General features: G+C 43.1%; 18 protein-coding genes. 2 read left to right on the top strand and 16 right to left on the bottom strand.

All coding sequences use genetic code 11. From position 1 onward, the window contains the following. Nucleotides 1-152 precede the first annotated feature (152 nt). Genes moaD through AC4CV5_RS08275 form a run of 6 tightly spaced genes read right to left on the bottom strand, consistent with a single transcriptional unit; the run spans nt 153 to nt 4,313 of the window. A complete protein-coding gene (moaD, locus tag AC4CV5_RS08300; protein WP_166853282.1) occupies nt 153-386 on the bottom strand; it encodes a molybdopterin converting factor subunit 1 in 234 nt (77 codons plus the stop codon). Then, nucleotides 379-852 carry a molybdenum cofactor biosynthesis protein MoaE gene (locus tag AC4CV5_RS08295; RefSeq protein WP_019714246.1) on the bottom strand — a complete coding sequence of 158 codons (474 nt, stop codon included), beginning with the start codon at nt 850-852 and terminating at the stop codon, nt 379-381. The genes moaD and AC4CV5_RS08295 overlap by 8 nt, the downstream gene beginning before the upstream one ends. Next, nucleotides 852-1,373, bottom strand: coding sequence for a molybdopterin-guanine dinucleotide biosynthesis protein B (mobB, locus tag AC4CV5_RS08290; protein ID WP_490922448.1), 522 nt, complete (start codon nt 1,371-1,373; stop codon nt 852-854). Before mobB ends, AC4CV5_RS08295 begins: the two co-directional genes overlap by 1 nt. Beyond that, nucleotides 1,334-2,626 (bottom strand): molybdopterin molybdotransferase MoeA, encoded by a 1,293-nt coding sequence (locus AC4CV5_RS08285; RefSeq protein ID WP_166853285.1) that lies wholly within the window; start codon nt 2,624-2,626, stop codon nt 1,334-1,336. The genes mobB and AC4CV5_RS08285 overlap by 40 nt, the downstream gene beginning before the upstream one ends. 17 nt (nt 2,627-2,643) lie before the next feature. Beyond that, nucleotides 2,644-3,663 (bottom strand): molybdopterin-synthase adenylyltransferase MoeB, encoded by a 1,020-nt coding sequence (locus AC4CV5_RS08280; protein WP_490922447.1) that lies wholly within the window; start codon nt 3,661-3,663, stop codon nt 2,644-2,646. A 50-nt stretch (nt 3,664-3,713) separates the two neighbouring features. Next, nucleotides 3,714-4,313 (bottom strand): molybdenum cofactor guanylyltransferase, encoded by a 600-nt coding sequence (locus tag AC4CV5_RS08275; RefSeq protein ID WP_326220625.1) that lies wholly within the window; start codon nt 4,311-4,313, stop codon nt 3,714-3,716. A 135-nt stretch (nt 4,314-4,448) separates the two neighbouring features. Here AC4CV5_RS08275 and AC4CV5_RS08270 point away from each other — a divergent pair, with 135 nt between their 5' ends. Continuing rightward, nucleotides 4,449-5,414 carry a sporulation protein gene (locus tag AC4CV5_RS08270; protein WP_490922445.1) on the top strand — a complete coding sequence of 322 codons (966 nt, stop codon included), beginning with the start codon at nt 4,449-4,451 and terminating at the stop codon, nt 5,412-5,414. Between the two features lie 40 nt (nt 5,415-5,454). On the opposite strand, the gene rok is transcribed toward AC4CV5_RS08270, so the two are convergent. From rok to ahpA, 3 genes are all read right to left on the bottom strand, one after another. Beyond that, on the bottom strand, nt 5,455-6,030 hold the full coding sequence (rok, locus tag AC4CV5_RS08265; protein ID WP_003232378.1) for a transcriptional regulator Rok: 576 nt from the start codon (nt 6,028-6,030) through the stop codon (nt 5,455-5,457). 450 nt (nt 6,031-6,480) lie between these two features. Then, entirely contained in the window at nt 6,481-6,939 is a 459-nt protein-coding gene (gene ykuV / locus AC4CV5_RS08260; RefSeq protein ID WP_019714240.1) for a thiol-disulfide oxidoreductase YkuV, read from the bottom strand. Nucleotides 6,940-7,008: 69 nt separating this feature from the next. Then, the gene (gene ahpA, locus AC4CV5_RS08255; RefSeq protein WP_248602670.1) at nt 7,009-7,551 is read right to left on the bottom strand and encodes a biofilm-specific peroxidase AhpA; all 543 of its coding nucleotides are present in this window, start codon (nt 7,549-7,551) and stop codon (nt 7,009-7,011) included. Nucleotides 7,552-7,795: 244 nt separating this feature from the next. Here ahpA and mscT point away from each other — a divergent pair, with 244 nt between their 5' ends. Further along, nucleotides 7,796-8,599 (top strand): small-conductance mechanosensitive channel protein MscT, encoded by an 804-nt coding sequence (mscT, locus tag AC4CV5_RS08250; RefSeq protein WP_222142743.1) that lies wholly within the window; start codon nt 7,796-7,798, stop codon nt 8,597-8,599. A gap of 36 nt (nt 8,600-8,635) precedes the next feature. Here the strand turns inward: mscT and AC4CV5_RS08245 are convergent, their stop codons facing one another. The 7 genes from AC4CV5_RS08245 to ccpC all read right to left on the bottom strand — a co-directional run bounded on the left by AC4CV5_RS08245 (nt 8,636) and on the right by ccpC (nt 13,775). Continuing rightward, entirely contained in the window at nt 8,636-8,881 is a 246-nt protein-coding gene (locus AC4CV5_RS08245; protein ID WP_019714238.1) for a YkuS family protein, read from the bottom strand. A 61-nt stretch (nt 8,882-8,942) separates the two neighbouring features. Then, the gene (locus AC4CV5_RS08240; RefSeq protein WP_166853290.1) at nt 8,943-10,067 is read right to left on the bottom strand and encodes an N-acetyldiaminopimelate deacetylase; all 1,125 of its coding nucleotides are present in this window, start codon (nt 10,065-10,067) and stop codon (nt 8,943-8,945) included. Between the two features lie 69 nt (nt 10,068-10,136). Then, nucleotides 10,137-10,847, bottom strand: coding sequence for a 2,3,4,5-tetrahydropyridine-2,6-dicarboxylate N-acetyltransferase (dapD, locus tag AC4CV5_RS08235; protein WP_019714236.1), 711 nt, complete (start codon nt 10,845-10,847; stop codon nt 10,137-10,139). Nucleotides 10,848-10,951: 104 nt separating this feature from the next. Further along, the gene (locus AC4CV5_RS08230; RefSeq protein WP_490922444.1) at nt 10,952-11,407 is read right to left on the bottom strand and encodes a flavodoxin; all 456 of its coding nucleotides are present in this window, start codon (nt 11,405-11,407) and stop codon (nt 10,952-10,954) included. A 15-nt stretch (nt 11,408-11,422) separates the two neighbouring features. Next, nucleotides 11,423-12,316, bottom strand: a complete 894-nt coding sequence (locus AC4CV5_RS08225) for a WD40/YVTN/BNR-like repeat-containing protein (protein WP_373923513.1) — start codon at nt 12,314-12,316, stop codon at nt 11,423-11,425. Continuing rightward, the gene (locus AC4CV5_RS08220) at nt 12,306-12,782 is read right to left on the bottom strand and encodes a flavodoxin (RefSeq protein WP_166853295.1); all 477 of its coding nucleotides are present in this window, start codon (nt 12,780-12,782) and stop codon (nt 12,306-12,308) included. Before AC4CV5_RS08220 ends, AC4CV5_RS08225 begins: the two co-directional genes overlap by 11 nt. A 111-nt stretch (nt 12,783-12,893) precedes the next feature. Further along, nucleotides 12,894-13,775: a transcriptional regulator CcpC gene (gene ccpC, locus AC4CV5_RS08215; RefSeq protein WP_014113620.1), complete on the bottom strand. Its 882-nt coding sequence runs from the start codon at nt 13,773-13,775 to the stop codon at nt 12,894-12,896. Nucleotides 13,776-13,908: the final 133 nt, after the last annotated feature.

Raw genomic sequence — 13,908 nt, 5'->3', positions numbered from 1 at the left:
AAAATTCAGTCTAATGATGGAGTGAGTCTCTTACTTTATAGGGAATCCCTTATGTAGAATAAACGCTTACAGAAAATCATTGTATGCTGAGGATACTTGGGGATATGCGAAAAAAATAAAGAAAAACCGGATGGCTGAATGCCGTCCGGTTTTCATCCACCGCTGACCGGCGGAATGATAGCTACCGTGTCACCTGAAGATACGGAGGTGTTTTCTTTTACATAGCTTTCGTTAACAGCAATCATAGCTGTATCAATGGATTCGAGGCCGTATTGTTCTTTTAGACTCGCTTTTATCTCGTCTGTCGTTGCTTGTTCCATATCTATTTCCACTGCCTGTGTGCCGGCCTGTTCGGCAAGCCCTGCAAATAAAAGAATTTTAATCATGCTGCTCTCCCTCGCTTAGATCTGGTTTTCCGTTCGGATAAGCTGTTGTTTCAAGCTGGTCGCCGATCCATTTCTCACCGTCTTCCCAAATTTCTTTTTTCCAAATCGGCACAATCTGTTTAATTCGTTCGATAGCATACTCATTGGCTTCATAAGCAGCTTTTCGATGGGGTGAAGATACAGCGATCACGACCGCTGCTTCACCGATATCCAGGACACCTACACGGTGCGTGATCGCGGCTGAAGCGCCCTCCCACTTTTCTTCAATTTCAGCGCCGATTCGAGCCAGCATCTGCACGGCCATCGGTTCATATGCCTCATATTCAAGGCGAACCGTTCTTTTTCCGTTTGTCCATTCCCGAACCGTGCCAATAAATGTAGTAATTGCCCCTGCTTCCCGTTTCTCCACTTTTTTGATGATGTCTTCAGTAATAATGGGTGTTTTCGTAATCTCAAACCGTTCCATTATGCAGATTCCCCCTTCAGCTGTGAAAGCACAAAATCCACGGCAACCGGATCATCCGCATGAAAAACGGGTAATCCCTGATGCTCTGTCATATGCTCTTTTTTTCTATAGATGATGGCGATTGTATTTACTGCCCGCAGCGCTTCTAGATCTTCCATTTCGCTTAGTATAACTACTTTAGGATAAGGGGCTTTTTTAAAGCCTTCTATCAGAAGGCAGTCTGTTTCGAGAAACCGATGTAACTCGATCAGCCGCGGCAAATCCCAATTGCGGCGGGCTGTCAGCTGTAACACCCCGGCACCTTCTACTGCTGTCACATCAGCGCCTGCAGCTTGGTATCGGTCAGTGTCTTTTCCGTCAGTGAACGTTTGCGGTTCACCGCCGTGACCGTGATGCTTCAGGCAGCCCAAATTGAGCCCCTGTTTAGAGGCTTTTTTAAGAATACGCTCGATAAATGTTGTTTTCCCGCTGTTTTGAAACCCTACAACTTGGACGATCGGGAAAGGACGGACCAAGGCCATTCACTTCCATTCTCTTCTCTAATGAGCAGCACTTGAACCGTTCGGCCAGATTCATATCCTCTCGTGCCGCCCGGCAGGATAATAAACGCATTTGCTTCTGCAAGTGACGTGACGGAGCTCGACTTATCTAATCCGACGGGGGCCGCCAGCAGCTTCCCTTCCTGGTGGTACACGAACGCACGAACAAATCGGGTAAATGGGTTCGGCTTCGGAAAATCCTTTGTCAAAACAGCTTCCGCACAAATCGAATGCGGTTTTTCGTTGAGCAGCCACGTCTGGATCATCGGTTTGACAAACAGTTCAAAACCGACATAGCATGCTGACGGATTACCTGAAAGTCCAAACAGCAGCATATCGTTTGCATGCGCCACCGTTGTCACGCTGCCCGGGCGCATAGCAACTTTATTAAACAGCACGTCCGCTCCGAGTTTTTCATAGATCGCAGGCAAAAAGTCAAAATCACCGACTGACACGCCGCCAGTTGTGATTAGAAAATCAACCTTTTTCGTGGCTTCTCTGACGGCGGCGAAGCTTTTATCCAGATCATCAGAAATTTTTCCTAAATAAAGTGGTGATCCGCCTGCTTCTATCACTTGCGCATAAACCATACTGGCATTGCTGTTACGGATTTTCCCCGGCTCTAGCGGATCACTGACATTCAGCAATTCGGTACCGGTTGCGATAATCCCGACAACAGGTTTTCTCACGACAGGCACAGATGCGTATCCGAAGGTTGCCAAAAGCGCAGTCACTCCTGGTGTCACTCGGGTGCCCTTTCTCAATAAAACACTCCCTTTTTGAGCGTCTTCACCTGTTTTTGAAATATTATCGCCCGGCTGAAAGCGGCGTTTTAAAGACATAAACGCCTTGCCATTCTCTTCAAAGGTTTGAGTCAGCTCAATCATGACGACTGCATCTGCCTCTTCAGGGATTTGCGCGCCAGTCATAATCCGCACGGCCTGAAATGGGCCAAGTTTTTTTTCAGATACAGCCCCCGCTCCAATATGGTCAATGACCTCAAACCGAACTGGGTTTTCACGTGAAGCTTCAGCTGTATCACACGCTCTTACAGCAAAACCGTCGTATGGCGAACGGTCAAATGCAGGTACGTGGTGATCCGCTGTTATGTCTTCAGCTAAAAATCGATGAAGGCTGTTTTCGAGCGCCACCCATTCTATTTCTCCTTGTTTTTGAAAATGGCTGACACGCCGAACTGCCTCGTCTACCGGTATCGGTGTTCTTTTCTCCAGCATTCTGACCCCTCCTGTTGTTACAATCCAATCACTCTTGCCAACACAGAATTGGCTTCTTTCACATCATTTGTCCCATGGACCAGTGCCCGTCCGTCATTGAAAATGACGATTCTGAAATCTTCGTAAAAAATATGCAGCAAAAATGCATTGGCCTCGACTTTGCCGATTGTTTTCAACCGCTTGATGAGCTCCTGTTTCGGAATTCTTTTTAATGACTCCGACCTTACCTGTACTGTATCACGGCCGCATAGTACAGCGGCTTTTGGTGTGTTCCAGTCTTGGAGGTAAGGGTAAAACGCCTGTGCTCCGCAAGACGGACAATCCTCACGGCGAACATGATTAACGTTAATCTTCATATGCGAATTGTTCCAGACATCGAATGTCACAAAACCGCGCTGTATCGCTTCTGTTTGGCCGGTTAACAGCTTTAATGCCTCAGCCTGCTGATAAGCCGAAACGATATGCACAGCGGGCGGTATGATTCCGGCAGTATCACACGTCGCTCCGCCGACAGGAATCTGCTCAAACAAACAAGACAGACAAGGTGTTTCTCCCGGAATGATCGTCATGAACATCCCTTGGCTGCTTACACAAGCGCCATAGACCCACGGTGTCTTTGTTTTCTGGGCAAGATCGTTTATCAGCATGCGGGTTTCAAAATTATCAGTCGCGTCGATCACGACATCTGCTTTTTTAATCAACGGCTCAAGTGTTTCGGCTGTTCCTTCGGCAACATACGCCTCAATATGTATTCCGCTGTTAATCGCTGATAGATGCTCTTTGGCAGCCATGGCTTTCGGCATGCGGAGTTTGGCATCGCTTTCTGTGTAAAGCTGCTGCCTTTGCAGATTGCTCCATTCCACATAGTCACGGTCAATAATGGTAATGGTACCGACTCCTGCTCTCGTAAGCCCTTCCGCTCCTGCAGTCCCGAGCGCTCCAGCTCCGACAACCAGTACATGGCTGTCTGCCAGCCTTTTCTGGCCCTTTTCCCCTATTTGCTTAAATCTGATTTGCCGTGAATAACGCTCCTCCATCAAACCTGATCTCCTTATCTTTTATGTCATCTTAACATGTTTTTCCCCCATCAGTCCCACCTGAAGGAGTTCGTTTTTTCTTCCAAACGCCTAAAATCATCACGTGTATTAACATTGATAAACTCTGCCGGGTTTGCCCCGATCTCTTCAGCCTGTACGTAACAAACCGAAATTTGGCCTAACAAATCTGATATTCTTAATCTCTTCTCAGAAAGCTGGTCATATAGAATGGGCATGATTCGTTTATGGTAAATTGCAATCAATGGCTGCTCCCGTCCGTCTGAAATCGGAACGACCGCGTCTATCCCCGGAGTCATCAGACACTGGAGCTTCAGCATCGTCCTTCTTTGTATCAACGGCGTGTCACAGGAAAGAACAGTATAAAGATCACCGTCTGTCTTTTTAAAAGCCGTATATATACCAGCCAATGGCCCCATGCCTTGAAATGGATCGGCATCTTGATACACTTCATTTTCACCGTTTTCTTGAAATCTATCAATAAACTCAGGACGGCTGATGATAACCGTATGTTCTCCAAGCGCCTGTTTAGCCCATTCGTAAAACATTCTGCCCTTCCATTTTACAAATGCCTTCGGTTCCCCAAAGCGCCGTGAAGCTCCTCCTGCCAGCAGTACGTTTATATGCTTCATGTCATCTCACCTCTAGTTCGTTAAAAGCATAGCAAAAGCAAAGCCCTAACGCCACTGCTTGTCTGTTTATTAAAGAGGAATAGCTGTTCAGTATTTGCATATTGTAGTGTTAACATCATGAGGGAGATGGTTCGAATGAAAAGATCAGGTCCTTTTTTCCACGACGTGTCTCAGGAGAACCTTTATTTAAAATCTGAGCTTTCAAGGTGCCATAGGCTGATTTCCGAACTTGAAGCAAGCTACTTCCATCAGAAAAATAACAAACTGCTTAAAGAAAATAACGATATGAAAGAAAAACTCCAGCAGATGTCTGCCGAATTAACACAAATGTCAACGAAAGAGAAACACGCCTCCCATACCAGCCAAACCCTGCACCAAATAAGAGCTGAACTGCTTGGTAAAATCGTTGCGTTGCAGGAGTTACTTTCTGCTGAAACCTATAAACGCAAAGCCGAAATAGAAGAAAAACATAAACTTCACATTGCTAACATCAAAATTGAAGAAGAAAATAAAAATCTTCATAAACGAATCAGCCATCTTCAAGCCTCTATTGAGCAGGAACAGGACGCGCTGCTTCAGGCAAAACAGCAAACCGATATGATAAAAGCCGAAAACGGCCGTCTAAAAGAGCAAATGGTAGAAAAAGAATATCAGCTAAAACATATTAAAATAGAAATTGATCATATGAAAGATCGAATCATAGAAACGAAAGAAAGGCTGCTCGAAATAGAAAAAACGAAAGAAAAATTATTTCACGAAACTATTATATCGTATAAAAGGCAGCTTGATGAAAGCGATGCCTGGATTGCTTCTCATTTTGCCGATATTGATGGCGGCACGAAACAAAAAGAAGAAACGGAAGAAGAAGCTTCAGTGGTCTACGCGCAGCCAAATCATGTAGAAACCATACTTGAAGATGTCACCAAACAGATACATGTGCTTCAAAAACAGCTTGCCCGCGCCCAATCATCAGACCAGGCCATGAGCCATACAATCGAAGAGCTGAAAAACAGAGCCGTTGAAGAAAAGCCATATCAAAAGTGGGTATATAAGCTTAATCTTGAAAAAGAAAACAAACCTTCACAGAAAAAACCTCAATAAAAAAACTGCTTGAGCCATGCCAAGCAGTTTTTCTGTATCTTTATTCATTTGCTGATTCTGCTGATTCAATTTCGCCTTCTAAAATGTACTGGCCGCGATACGGCTTTTTCACTTCCGGGTACATTTTAATTAAGCTTTGCATAAACGTTGTCATATTAGGGATTTCAAGACCGCTTTCTTTTTCAATCTCTTTTTGAAGCTCGGAGCTCTTAATCGCCGCGTTGTGGCGTTTTAATGTTTTAATTGCAGCTTCACGCAGCTTAGCTGCTTTTGACCCCGGTCTTGCCGTCCCTCTTCTTCTTCGTGTTGTGCCATCTGGTATACCGGCAGGAAGAGAGGAAATAGATTGAAGCTGAGGCTGAACAGACTGCTGCTGTGATTGTGGCTGATAGCTTCTGATTTCCTGTGCCGCAAGCTCAGCGAGAACCGGCAGAGAATCAGGTTTTTTTTCAGAACGGAAATCCTTTTTGATTTCGGAAGGGCTTCCATTTCTGTCAAGCTCTCTTAATTTTGCGTATATTTTATCACGTTCAATTTGATATTCACGAATGACTTTCACTTCAGCTTCATTTAATTGTTCTAACCGCAAGCGCAAAGCTTCTCTTTCATTAAACATTCCTCAATGTACCCCCTATCAAAATTAACATCTTTAATTAAGATATTAGATTACAAAAGTAATTTTATCAACTATTATTTTAGCATTTTACTATTATATTTACTCTATGAAAAATTCCTTATTTTCTGAAAATGTTTTATTTTTCAAAAGAATCCTTTATTCACAAGGGATAGAGGGCTTTTCGAGTTCATTTGGTATAATGTTGAAAATATATATATTACTTACTTCTTTAATGAAATTTAGTGTAATATCTACAATTTTCGAGTTATGGGATATGAAATTTATCAAAAATTGAGGAAAAACATCAAAAATTAGCTGTGTTTTTAGCGTATCAATCAAACAAATCACCATTTCCTATGCCCAAATTTGGAAAAAAAATCTTCTTACTCTTCTTCGGTTGCTTTCTTGTACAAATAAAAAAACCTGATCTTAAATCAGGTTTATGAAAAACTATTCAGATGCCTGTTCTGTTTCAGCCAGAACACGGTTCACACGTTTTTCAAGCATTTTCATACCGCTCCCGCCGGCTTGGAAGTGACGGAGCTGTCCTGTTTTATCAAACACATAGTATGCAGGCACATATTCATTTCCAAATGCATCGGTTAAAGTATGATCGCTGTCGACAAAAATCGGCTGAGTGATGTCATGTTCAGCAGCTACTTCTTTAATTTTGCCGAGGTCAAGATCATCTTCGGAACGAGGCATATGCACAGCTATAACGTTCAGTTTATCTTGATATTTATCACGAAATTCATTCACTTGCGGCATCGCTTCTTTGCACAGATGGCAGCTGATGGACCAGAAATGAATAAGCGTCGGCTTTTCTCCGATCAATTGCTCTTTCGTTACTTCACCATTGAACCAGGCTTTTTCCCCAGTCAATTCAGGCATTGGCTGACGTAATTTCATTGCTTTACCCTCCTATTAAACAGAAAGGCCTAACGAATAGGTTAGACCCTTTTTCGTTCTTAGAAAGAATTAAAGTGTTTTTTGGCCGGGTTTCCAGTTAGCCGGGCAGAGTCCGCCAGTTTGCAGCGCTTGAAGAACACGAAGCGTTTCATCAACGTCACGGCCAATGTTGTTATGGAAAACAGTTTGATATTGGAGCTCGCCTTCAGGATTGATAATAAACAACCCGCGAAGGGCCACCCCTTCTTCTTCGATTAAAACGCCATATTCACGGGATACCTCATGGTTTGTATCAGCAGCAAGCGGATATTTCAGCTGGCCAAGGCCGTTTTCTTTGCGGTCTGTATTAATCCACGCCAAATGAGTATGGATTGTATCAGTTGAAACACCGATGACTTCAGCATCAAGATCTTCGAATTCGTCATAGCGGTCAGACATTGCTGTAATTTCAGTCGGACAAACAAAAGTGAAGTCCATTGGATAGAAGAACAATACTGTCCATTTGTCGTTTTTCATGTTTTCCTCAAGACTTACTTTGCCAAATTCTTTACTTGCAAGGACTGCTTCCATTTCAAAACGAGGAGCCTGTATACCTACCATACGTTCTGCCATATGTATCCCTCCAATTTATAGTTTGGCTTAAAAGCCGGATTCGCATGGAAATAAAGGATGTTTATCCATAATTCGTTAATAACATCACAATGCCCATTATATAGGAGCGGATTTTACGAGTCAATTTTTAACAAATCAAGCATGTCTTTGGCTTCGACAATTTTGAATAAAGAGTTTAACATATTCATGCATAGGGTAACTAATCTCAATGTCCAGCAATCAATTCAAAAAAAGGAGCTCCAACATGGATTTTATTAAACAATACGATTGGGCGGGACTGATTACAAACGCCAGTATTCTGCTCATTAAACTCGTCATTATGATATTGCTCTATTTTATCGTTCGATCTTTAGGCATAAAAATCATTAAACACCTGTTTGCGAAATTCGAGGAGCAGCACAGCTTGTCTATCGGACGTGCACATACGCTCCGAAGCCTGACTCTTAACATATTTGCTTACATATTAATTTTTATATTCTTTGTCATGGTACTGGATTTGTTTCACTACGATCCAAGCGCTCTTTTAGCGGGGGCAGGAATTGTCGGACTGGCTGTCGGATTTGGCGCCCAAGGGCTTGTCAGCGACATCGTGACAGGTTTTTTTATTTTGCTTGAAAAACAATTGGATGTCGGAGATTATATTACCGTTTCCACCTTTGACGGGATTGTTGAGCAGGTTGGCTTAAGAACCACTCAAATCCGCAGCTTTGACGGAACCCTGCATTATATCCCAAACAGAAACATTACAAACGTGAGCAATCATTCGCGGGGAACAATGCAGGCTTTAGTTGATATTAAAGTGCCGGCTGAAAGAAACATTGATGAAACGATTCATATTTTACAGCAAGTATGTGATGAGACAGCAGCCGCTCTTCCGCAAATAAAAGAAGGCCCTAACGTCATCGGGATTCAAGAACTGGGAACTTCTGAAATTGTGATCAGAGTCATTGCCAAAACAGAAAACATGGAACAGTGGCGGGTCGAGCGGGTACTTAAAAAGGAAATAAAAACCGCGCTTGACCGCGCTTTTCCTAAAGAAACAGAATAAATAAAAGAACCGAAGCTTTTTGCTTCGGTTTTTATTTTACTGAATTCTGCTTTCAACTTCGCTGCAAATTTCTTCAGCAGTCATCCCGGAAGCTGTAATGACAGGTGCTTGTGTTACCGTATCGGCTATGCCTTGCACATTATTATCAAGACCTGTTACGACACAGCAGTCACAGCCTTTTGCATCATCAGGGCTTTTCATCATTACAACGTCATATCCTTTTTCTTTTAATGCAGCTTCTACATCTGATAACGATTGTTCAATTCCAATTTTTTTAGTCATTATTGAACACCTCCGTTTACTAGAGTGCTCACTTAATGGAATTTTATTCTTTCATTTATACTTAATTGGCATAAACAGAAAAATAACCTGTCATAACGTTAACCGCTGTTTCTATCGCATTTTCATCGGGATTCAGCTTTGCGTGATGAAGCCCATGTTCAGAGTTAGCACCTAACCAGAACATGAAGCCGGGATATTTTTTCAGCATGTAGCCAAAATCCTCTCCAGTCATTGCTTCTTTTGCTTCGATTACTGTTGCCAGTTGTTGTTCAGCAACAAAAGACATAAATTCTTCTGTCAGTCCGCTCGTATTGTAAACTTGGTGATACACAGACGGATATGTCACTTTTCCTTTGCAGCGGAAACCAATTTCGATTCCTTTCACCAAATCTTCAATCCGTTCCTTTACCTGCTTCATCGATTCTTCAGAAAGCGTACGGATCGTGCCTTCCAGGTGAGCTGTTTGCGCGATGATATTTTGCGCTGAACCGCCGGTAATGGTACCAACTGTAATGACGGCACTGTCCAGCGGATCTGTGTTTCTAGAGATGATCGTTTGCAGCTGGGTGACAAGTGTGCTTGCTGCTACAACCATGTCCTCAGCCAAATGCGGATAGGCTGCATGTCCCCCTTTGCCTTCCAGATCGATGACAAGCTCTGATGTATTCGCAAAAAGGAGGCCGCTTTTTGTCGAGATGGTGCCTACAGGCAGCTCTGGAGCAATATGCAGCGCAGTGATGAAATCAGGCTGCCACTTTTTCAAAACGTCGCTCTCAAGCATTGGTTCCGCACCGCCAGGTCCTTCCTCTGCCGGCTGGAACAGAAAAAGCAAATCATGTTTGACCGGGTGGTGAACAAAATGGTCAATAATGCCGAGTGCAATCGTCATATGCAAATCGTGTCCGCAGGCGTGCATGTTACCGTGATGCTCTGACGCGAATGGAAGACCGGTTTGCTCCTCAATGGAAAGCGCGTCGATATCCGCTCTATACGCCAGCATTTTTTCCGGTGCCGTCCCGTTCACCTTTACAAAAAGCCCTGTTCGCCATTTCTCAATTTCAATTCTGTCTTGCGGATATTGTTCCAAGACATTTAGTAAATACTGTTGGGTTTTGAACTCCTGAAATCCAAGCTCCGGTATACGGTGCAGATCTCTGCGGATTGCGATGAGCTCCTCTTTCTTCATTTTCATTCCTCCTGCCTATACGAATAAGGCGTGGATATATTATCCACGCCTTTTTTATCAAACTATTCCTTACAGCTGGCGTAATTCCTGCTTGATTTCAGTTTTGCCTTTTGTTTTCTCATCAATGTCTTTGATTTTTTTAGCAGGTGTGCCTGCAACGACAGTGTAAGGCTCAACATCGTTTACCACGATCGCTCCCGCAGCAACAACGGCTCCTTTACCTACTGTTACGCCTTCAAGCACAACAGCATTTGCGCCAATCACAACGTCGTCTTCAATGACAACCGGTTTAGCGGATGGTGGCTCAATAACGCCCGCAAGAACAGAACCTGCGCCGATGTGGCAGTTTTTACCAACGGTAGCTCGTCCGCCTAAGACAACGTTCATATCGATCATTGTGCCTTCGCCGATGACTGAACCGATATTGATAGAAGCTCCCATCATGATGACTGCGTTATCACCGATTTCAACCTGGTCGCGGATGATCGCGCCCGGCTCGATACGCGCTTTGATATTTTTAAGATCAAGCATTGGAATCGCAGAATTGCGGCGATCATTTTCAACCACATAGTCTTCAATTTTGCTTTTGTTTTCTTCAATTGCTGTTTGGATTTCGCTCCATTCACCGAAAACGACACCAGTATTTCCGTTGATAAAAGCTTTCGCAGATTCGCCGAAATTGATTCCTTCCAGCTCACCCTTCACGTAAACCTTTACAGGTGTAGATTTTGTACTATTTTGAATAAATGAAATAATTTCATTTGCGTCCATCATTTTCATATGTATAGTCCTCCTCCTGATTTTCTACCTCATTACTGTATCAAAGGAAAGATACAAAGACAAGAAAAAAAGGAACAGCCGCTTTAGCAGTTCCCAGTGAGTGATTAGACAGTGCATCCGCTTTTTTTTGCGAATTGTCTCCCGAACTCCATTAATTCTTCCTCTTCTTCACCTTCTGGATTATTTTCGATTTTTACCGAAGGCAGCACAATTTCGCCTCCGCGTTCTTTTATTTTTGCTTCGAGCGTATCAACCGCCCCGCAGAAAAATTCATATGCTGTATCACCGGAACCGAATACAGCGCATGTTTTGCCGGAAAAATCAATCTCATCCATATCTTCAGCAAGGTCTAAAAATTCATCAGGCAGATCTCCGTCACCCCATGTATAGGTTCCCATAATAATATGATCATAATCATTAAACAGCTGTGCATCATCAATATCCATCGCTTCAAAACGGTCCGCTTCAGCTTCCGTCTCCTTAAGCCCCTTTTCAATCAAATCTGCCATTGCTTCAGTGTTGCCTGACATTGTTGCATAAACGAGCAAAATCTTCCCCAATTCCTTATTCCTCCTCTAATGAATCATTGCTGAAACTTCGTACGGCTGGACAAATTTACATTCATACAAGCCTGCACAAAAGAAATTCTCTTTCTGATTAGCCACTCTCCACCCATGCCCCTTAATGGTATCGAACCATTTTAACGCCCGGGCTTCGAGATCAGCCTGGTAAATTCTAGAATAACCATTTTCATCTTGCGTTGTTGTGACATATATAATTCCATCATCCTCTGAAATATCAAGAAATGATTCTTCTTTTCTGATCATGCTGGATTGTATGGTGAATTCTTCGTCAGTCAAAGTATTCCGTACAGTGACTGCACCGTGCTTTCCTTTCACAGAACCCATTGCCGCCACAAGCCAATTTTCATTGAACACGAGCATGGATGCCGTCATCCGGTTTTCTTCTTTTTTAACGATTTGGACAGTATCACGTTTAAAATCGTAAGCCCAAATGCCCCCAAAATATGCGTGTATTTGCGTACCGATGAAAAGACTGCCGCCGTGCAGGCACAATGAACGGATTACAGGCGGGTTATCCAATTCCGCAAAAGGTTTGGCTACGCGCCATGAAACACCAAAATCATCCGATACATAAATGCAATGCTTGCCATGGGCGCAGACAAATCCGTCGTTTCGGCCGGTAATCGCCCACACTGTTGCATTTGTCGGAAAGCTCGACATCGTCCAGGTTTTCCCCTCGTCAGACGAGCGAATGACCGTTCCTTTTTCACCGACACCAAATAAGTAAGGCCCTATGTAACTGATGCAATGAATTTTGCTTTTCAAACGAAAAAGCTTTCTCCAGCCCTGCTCTAAAGAATAATGAAAAATGCCTTCTCTTTGTACCGCCACAAAATAACCAGAAAATGCGGATGCCGTGACAGCAGTCGCTCCTTTATGAAACATGGATTTTTTCCTTGTTCATATAATCTGCCCATGCAAGAAAATCTCTCGCAAACGCGCGGCAGCTTTCCACATCTTCATCTGTTTCAGGCGCCAGTTCGATTTTCAAGGTTTCCTGGTAAACAGCAGCTCCCGCCTCTTGCAGCATGGCACTGAACAAATTGACCGCTTCACAAAACTTTGGATAAGAATAATCTCCAGATCCGAAGCAGGCTGTTTTTAAGCCATTAAGCTGAAGCTGTTTGACCTCTTCGAAAAAATCCTCCGCTTCGTAAGGCAAATCGCCGTCGCCCCATGTATAGGTGCCAATCAGTACATAATCATAGGATGTCAGTGCAGACACATCCACATCATCTATCTCGACACAATCGATACCTAATTCATATTGCTGCAGCGTTTCTTTTATAATTACGGCAATGTCCTCTGTATTTCCTGACATGCTGGCATATGTAATCAAGGCTTTAGCCATGTTATCACCTCATCAATTGATAATGATTTTCAATATCATATGTATCACTTTAACTGATAATGATTTTCATTGTCAATGTGTAAATAAAAAAAAGACAGCACATCGCTGTCTTTAAAATGGATTTTCCTGATCCAGCATATCCTTTATCACTTGAACGAAAGCTTGAACTTGCTTCAGCTCAAATGCAGGCTCATAGCCTAATAGCCATGTATCCCGTCCGATCGGATGCTCTTTCATGTCTAACAGAGGCATTTTATTGACTTTATCTTCGTTTTGAAGGGTGACAGACGGCAAAATGGCATAACCGATTCCGTGCAGCGCCATCTGTTTGCACGTTTCAATCTGATCAACCAATATCGTCTGTTTTGGCGACGTTTTAAATTTTTGATGCCACCAGTGCTGAATTTCCTGAAAATAAGTGCTGTCGCTTTTAAATTGGATAAACGGCCGTTCTGTATGGGCAATATCTTCAATGCAGGAAATTTCAGTGTCCACTAAATACAGGTGATCTGTCATTAAGTAATCTTTACGGCCCTTCCACTCAGGGTTGCCCCTAATAATGCCGATATGAACCTGATCCTCATATAAGCTTTTCAGCATTTCGCTGCTCCAGCCGGTAATGAGTGAGACCTTTGCATTCGGATATTTTTCCACATACGTTTTTAGGACTTTAGGAAGCCAATGCTGGCCGATTATGGAGGCGACGGCAAGCTTCAATGTGCCGTGAATTTCACCTTCAAGCTCATCAATATTTTCTCTTATTCTTTCCTGCTCTAACGTCACATCATTGGCAAACTGAATGATTTTCTCACCGGCCGGCGTTACCGTTAACCCTTTTTGGGATCTTAAAAAGATTTTTGTGCCCCACGCCTTTTCAATTGTTTGTAAGCGCTGAGATAAAGCTGGCTGAGATACAAAAAGCCGTTCCGCCGCCTTTCTCATATTTAACTCCTCAGCTAAAACTACGAGCATATGAAGCTCTTGAAGCTGCATGTCGTCCTCCTTTTTGTCATCAATAAGTTTTTCTTATCTCCCATTCTAATAAAATCTTAGTTTCTGATTCAAGCCCTATGCTGATTTAAATTATGTATACGCTTTCTTTCTTCCTCTGCCAATATAATAAAAA

Source organism: Bacillus sp. NS1 (genome assembly GCF_058248265.1).
The sequence above is the reverse complement of the archived record's forward strand: the minus strand, read 5'-3'. Positions and strand labels throughout refer to the sequence as shown.

Bases quoted from the DNA above. Each gene is read 5' to 3' on its own strand.
- AC4CV5_RS08270 (WP_490922445.1), top strand. From the start codon at position 4,449: ATGAAAAGATCAGGTCCTTTTTTCCACGACGTGTCTCAGGAGAACCTT.
- ccpC (WP_014113620.1), bottom strand. From the start codon at position 13,775: ATGCAGCTTCAAGAGCTTCATATGCTCGTAGTTTTAGCTGAGGAGTTA.
- AC4CV5_RS08295 (WP_019714246.1), bottom strand. From the start codon at position 852: ATGGAACGGTTTGAGATTACGAAAACACCCATTATTACTGAAGACATC.
- rok (WP_003232378.1), bottom strand. From the start codon at position 6,030: ATGTTTAATGAAAGAGAAGCTTTGCGCTTGCGGTTAGAACAATTAAAT.
- mobB (WP_490922448.1), bottom strand. From the start codon at position 1,373: ATGGCCTTGGTCCGTCCTTTCCCGATCGTCCAAGTTGTAGGGTTTCAA.
- AC4CV5_RS08220 (WP_166853295.1), bottom strand. From the start codon at position 12,782: ATGGCTAAAGCCTTGATTACATATGCCAGCATGTCAGGAAATACAGAG.
- AC4CV5_RS08285 (WP_166853285.1), bottom strand. From the start codon at position 2,626: ATGCTGGAGAAAAGAACACCGATACCGGTAGACGAGGCAGTTCGGCGT.
- moaD (WP_166853282.1), bottom strand. From the start codon at position 386: ATGATTAAAATTCTTTTATTTGCAGGGCTTGCCGAACAGGCCGGCACA.
- AC4CV5_RS08280 (WP_490922447.1), bottom strand. From the start codon at position 3,663: ATGGAGGAGCGTTATTCACGGCAAATCAGATTTAAGCAAATAGGGGAA.
- AC4CV5_RS08240 (WP_166853290.1), bottom strand. From the start codon at position 10,067: ATGAAGAAAGAGGAGCTCATCGCAATCCGCAGAGATCTGCACCGTATA.
- AC4CV5_RS08275 (WP_326220625.1), bottom strand. From the start codon at position 4,313: ATGAAGCATATAAACGTACTGCTGGCAGGAGGAGCTTCACGGCGCTTT.
- mscT (WP_222142743.1), top strand. From the start codon at position 7,796: ATGGATTTTATTAAACAATACGATTGGGCGGGACTGATTACAAACGCC.
- ykuV (WP_019714240.1), bottom strand. From the start codon at position 6,939: ATGAAATTACGTCAGCCAATGCCTGAATTGACTGGGGAAAAAGCCTGG.
- ahpA (WP_248602670.1), bottom strand. From the start codon at position 7,551: ATGGCAGAACGTATGGTAGGTATACAGGCTCCTCGTTTTGAAATGGAA.
- AC4CV5_RS08245 (WP_019714238.1), bottom strand. From the start codon at position 8,881: ATGACTAAAAAAATTGGAATTGAACAATCGTTATCAGATGTAGAAGCT.
- AC4CV5_RS08225 (WP_373923513.1), bottom strand. From the start codon at position 12,316: ATGTTTCATAAAGGAGCGACTGCTGTCACGGCATCCGCATTTTCTGGT.
- dapD (WP_019714236.1), bottom strand. From the start codon at position 10,847: ATGAAAATGATGGACGCAAATGAAATTATTTCATTTATTCAAAATAGT.